This window comes from Ulvibacter sp. 2305UL32-6 (assembly GCF_058148545.1).
On record NZ_JBYVKA010000016.1, the window covers coordinates 1 to 3,278 of the forward strand.

Here is a 3,278-nt window from a genome sequence, read left to right on the forward strand (position 1 = left end):
GAAATAGATCCATCTTCCTCCGGAATAGGATTCCCCTGAGCATCTACACAAACTCTGTAACCTCCCTCAAAGACGATCTCTGGTAATTGCTCTACCTTGAGCAGTAACTGCGCCGTAGCATAACACTGCGGCATAGCCATATTAGAAGTATTGGTAACACGTGCATAAATAAGCTGCGGATTGATCTCGTTCTGATACGCCGTAACAGGGGTAACAGCATTAGTACCCGCCTGAGCATCTGCCTGCGTTAAGTGATAACTAACCGTATAATCCAGCGGATCTTGACCCGCCAAAATCTCAGCATCTTGCGTCGTTAAATCAAACTCACCGATACCATCTACAGGATCTAAATTGTCACAGATAACATACGGAGCCAATGGATCGGTAGCCGTAGCACCATCCTGAACAACCAACTCAAAACTCTGGTTCCCAGCAGAAACACATCCCGATACAATATGAGTAATACGTGTCCAGATCTCTTGTGGATTGGTCTGATTCTCAAAACTACCCGGCAAGGCAATAGCACCCGTACCCGCGATAGCCTCTACATCACTTCGGTAAAAACTAACCATATAATCTGCAGGATCCTGAAGCGGACCTAAAAGATCAGGAATCGCCGCCGTTAAATTAAATACAGCTCGGTCAGCTCCCAACACATCACTACAGGCTACTAGCGGATCGATCTGAATACTATCATCCGGAAGTGGCTCTGCGATTAACTCTAACTCTACGATCTCAAAACAAGCCTCCGCTGTACCTGGATCGGTAACACGAACATATACGATCTGAGGATTCGTCGTATTCTGGTAATTGGTCGCATCGGCAACCTCCACACCGCCAATAAAGGCCTCGTTAAGATCATCATGATAGGTAAGAACCCAAGCCGCATTGGTCTGGATCTGTGGCGCAGCATCCGTCAAATTGAAAAACTCCATACCATCTCCATCAGTATCACACGCACGAAGCGCATCAGGGATCCCAGGAACAGGATTAGGCGTAACGCTAATGGTAAAGTTCGTCGTTGCCTCACATTCACTACCGCTATCTAAAACACGGACATAGATCGTCTCTATAGGCGTGGTATTTACATACGAACTCGCGGGAGAGATAAAAATATCATTCTGAAGATCATCTAAACTCTTATAATAAAGAACACCATAGGAAGGATTACCCCCCGTGATCTCATCGTCCTTGATCGTTAAATCAAATTCTGCAATACCATCATTGGGCTCACCCAAATCATCACAAATACGAAGCGGTGTTGGCTGCACAATAGCAGGCCCTAAACTAATCACTAGCTCAAAGCTACCCGTGTCAAAACAAGCATTCGCTCCCTCTAAACGCACATGGATCGTCTCGGGTGGCGTACTGTTATAAGCCTGCGGATTGGCAATGGCGTTAGCACCCGTTTGAGCGTCCATCGCATTGGTGTGATAACTAACCGTGTAATCCGGAAGTGGATAGAGACCGCCACTGCGGATCTCATCATCTTTATCCGTTAGATCAAAAGTTGCACTTGGCAGATCACTACAAACAACCAGATCACTGATCACTAAAGGTACCTCAGGACCCTCAAGAACGTGAAGCTCTAAAGGAACAATAGCAAAACAACCACTTCCCCCACTAATAATAGGGAAAATAGCACGTGCCCAGATCACCTGAATCGGTGATGCAATGTTTTGATACGGACTCGCCAAGGGCGCCTGTCCTAGTTGAGCATCTAAAAGCGTCTCGTAATAACTCACGGAAACACCGGGCTCACCTCCAATGATCTCTGCTGTCTTACTCGCTATATCAAATAAAATCGTACCATCTCCCTCCGTATCACAACCAATAAGCGGTGTGGGGGTCACTGGCGTAGGCTTCGGATTTACTATAAGATCTAAGGTAATGGTCGTATCGGCAATCTCACAACCCATAGCACCAAAACGAGCCTTGATATAGATCGTCTGATTGTTCATCGTATTGACATACATCGTAGGATCTACAATAGGACTATCTGCATTAAAATCAGCTAAATTTGCAAAGAATTCTAATTGTACAGAAAGATCGCCTCCCGTGATCTGGAAGGTGCGATCGGTTAAATCGAAAATAGCAAAACCATCGTTATCATCATCACAAACCTCTAAAGGATCGGGTTGATTGAGCACCGGACCTGCTTGTACCTCTATAATAAGTTCTACGCTCTCCACACAACCATTAACCGTGTCGGTCACACGAATATAGATCGTTTGCTGTGGGGTCGATGTATTGGTATACGCACTCGGATTAGCAATCACAACAGTCTGAGCAGCATCAGTATAATACCCTACCGTATAAGGACCATTTGGCAACCCTACAATGAGCGCATTTCCAACGCTCGTTAGATCAAAAACTTCAAAACCATCATTGTTACCATCACATAAAACCAATGGTGATGGAGGAATCAGTAACGGACTCTCTAACACTTGAAGCTCTAAAGTAGTCACACTATAACATCCCGTAGCCAGATCCACTACACGGACATACACCAACTGTGAAAAAGGAACATCATTCAAATACGGAGACGATAACGGCAACACCCCATTTTGAGCATCCGCAAGCGTATAGTGATAACTAACCACTAAATTACCTCCTGGATTACCCAAAGTAACCTCACTATCAGCCTGGGTTAGATCAAACTCCCCAAAACCATCATTGTCATCATCACAATAAGTCAGTGGCATCAACATCGTATCAATAGCAGGTGGCGCCTGAACAACTAACTCCATCTCATAAGTACCATAACAACCCGTCGTAGCATCTACAATACGCACATAAACCGTCTCTCCTGTGCTCGTATACGGACTCCCAATAGGATTATCCCCCGTATCAGCATCCATCTGACTGTTGTGAAAAGTAATATCTAAAGCTATATTACCACCACTGATCCCAGCATACTGACCCGCTAAATTAAAATCTTCACTACCATCCCCATTATCATCACACTCAATATAAGGAGTCACCTCCACAAAAACAGGAACCGTACCCAATACCAAATTAAAACTACCCACAGTAACACACATAAAACCATCACTGTCGACATTCTCAGCACGTACCCACATCACCGCATTACCACTCGGAAAAGCAGTATCGTTAATTATAACAGCAGTACCTGCAATAGCATCAGCCTGCGTAGGATGATACGTCAAAGTAACACCCACCAACGTATTTAAAATCTCTACATCCTTACTGCGTAAATCAAAAAGCTCACTACCGTCCTCATCATTGTCACATAAAAAATAATCCGTAATAGGATC

The 3,278-nt window shown here is 44.6% G+C and carries 1 pseudogene; it reads right to left on the minus strand.

The window, feature by feature from the left end:
* Positions 1 to 3,278, minus strand: a pseudogene (locus ACY2RU_RS17365) (hypothetical protein); the annotation flags it as partial.